The organism is Kitasatospora sp. NPDC059571, from assembly GCF_042735675.1.
Classification (GTDB): domain Bacteria; phylum Actinomycetota; class Actinomycetes; order Streptomycetales; family Streptomycetaceae; genus Kitasatospora.
In genome coordinates, this window is sequence record NZ_JBHWBW010000778.1 from 1 (window position 1) to 1844 (window position 1844).

The 1844-nt window shown below is 75.0% G+C and carries 1 protein-coding gene; it reads right to left on the reverse strand.

What is annotated here, in order from left to right:
• Window positions 1–109: 109 nt before the first annotated feature.
• Window positions 110–1705 carry a glycerol-3-phosphate dehydrogenase/oxidase gene (locus tag ACFV0G_RS38930; protein ID WP_380558515.1) on the reverse strand — a complete coding sequence of 532 codons (1596 nt, stop codon included), beginning with the start codon at window positions 1703–1705 and terminating at the stop codon, window positions 110–112.
• Window positions 1706–1844: the final 139 nt, after the last annotated feature.

Sequence of the window (1844 nt, forward strand, 5' to 3'; positions counted from 1 at the left end):
GTGCTGCTCACCGGGCGGACACCGGGCACCGGCGCCGTCCGCGGCGCCCGCCGGGTCCCGTGCTGCTCGGGACCCGGCCCACTCGCCGGTGCGTCGGCCGGGCGGTGTCCTACTTCTTCCCGCGCTTCGCGAGGAAGGCCTCCACCTGCTGGCGCACCTCGGGCGTGTCCAGTCCGCGCACGGTCATGGTGGTGCGGCGGCGCAGCACGTCGTCGACGGTGTAGGCCCACTCGTTGTCCGCCGCGTACGCGACCTGCGCCCACACGTCCGGGCCGTCCGGGTGGATCGGCGCCCCGAGCTCCGGGTCCTCCGCGATCAGGTGGGCGATCTCGAAGGAGAGGGTGCCGTAGTGGCCGGCCAGGTGCTTGGCGACCAGCGGCTCCATCCGCGAGCCGGGCTCGCGGTCGACCAGCAGGCGGTGGGCGACGGCGTTCGGGGCACCGACGCCGGGCAGCGGCACGGTCGCCGGGAACGGCGACATGTCCTCGGCCAGGCCGGTGCCGGGCACGTGCTTGAGCTTCTCCAGCACGGTGCGGCCGATGTGCCGGTAGGTGGTCCACTTGCCGCCGGCCACCGACAGCATGCCGCCGCGGCCCTCGGTGACCACGGTCTCGCGCTTGGCGGCGGAGGTGCCGCCGGGGCCGCCGGGCAGCACCCGCAGGCCGGCGAAGGCGTAGGTGATCAGGTCGCGGTCGAGGTGCTCGTCGCGGATGGCGTGGCCGGCCTCGCCCATGATCTGGTCGATGTCGGCCTCGGTGGCCCGGACGTCCAGCGGGTCGCCGGTGTACTCCTCGTCCGTGGTGCCGAGCAGGACGTGGTCCTCCCACGGGATCGCGAACGAGACGCGGTACTTGTCGATCGGGATGGTGAGCGCGGCGCGCCACGGCGTGCGGCGCTTGACCACCACGTGGGCGCCCTTGGAGAGCCGGATGGACGGGGCGGCGCCGGCGTCCTCCATCTTCCGCAGGTGGTCGACCCAGGGGCCGGTGGCGTTGAGCACCAGGCGGGCGGAGACGCCGAACTCGGTGCCGTCGAGGCGGTCCTTCAGCTCGGCGCCGGTGACCCGGCCGCCGGTGAAGCGCAGCCCGGTGACCTCGGCGTGGTTGAGCACCACGGCGCCGGACTCGACCGCGGCGCGCACGGTCATCACGGCGACCCGGGAGTCGTTCATCTGGTGGTCGCCGTAGACCGCGACCGCCTGCAGGCCCTCGGTGCGCAGCGCCGGCACCTGCTGGGAGGCGTGGGCCGCGGTGGAGACCCGGCCCATGCCGTCGCGGAAGGCGGAGAGCGCCGAGTAGAGGAAGACGCCGGCGCCCAGCTTGGGGGCGCTGTGCGGGCCGCCCTTGTAGACCGGGACGAAGAAGGTCAGCGGGTTGACCAGGTGCGGGGCGACGTCGGTGGCGAGGGCCCGGCGCTCCTTGTGGTTCTCCGCGACGAGCTTGACGGCGCCGGTCTGCAGGTAGCGCAGACCGCCGTGGACGAGCTTGGACGAGGCGCTGGAGGTGGCCCCGGCGAAGTCGCCCGCGTCGACCATGGCGACCTTCAGGCCCGCCTGGGCCGCCGTCCAGGCGGTCGCGGTGCCGAGGATGCCGCCGCCGATCACCAGCAGGTCGTAGGTGGCCTTGCCGAGCAGTTCGCGGGTCTCGGCGCGGGAGGCGGTGCGGCCGGTGGTGAATCCGGCGCCCAGGGTCGGGATCGTAGCCATGGTGTGTGTACGGCGGCCCGGTCGGGGGCGGCGCCGTGTCTCCTCTCGGTGTGCGGTGCGGTCTCCGCCGGGAGACCGGGGCCGGCCCCGGGGCGGCGGGGCCGGAACCGCCCCCGGGGCGGGCGCGGGGGGGGGGGCC

Excerpts from the sequence above, each read along its gene's own strand:
- ACFV0G_RS38930 (WP_380558515.1), bottom strand. The coding sequence starts at position 1,705 with ATGGCTACGATCCCGACCCTGGGCGCCGGATTCACCACCGGCCGCACC.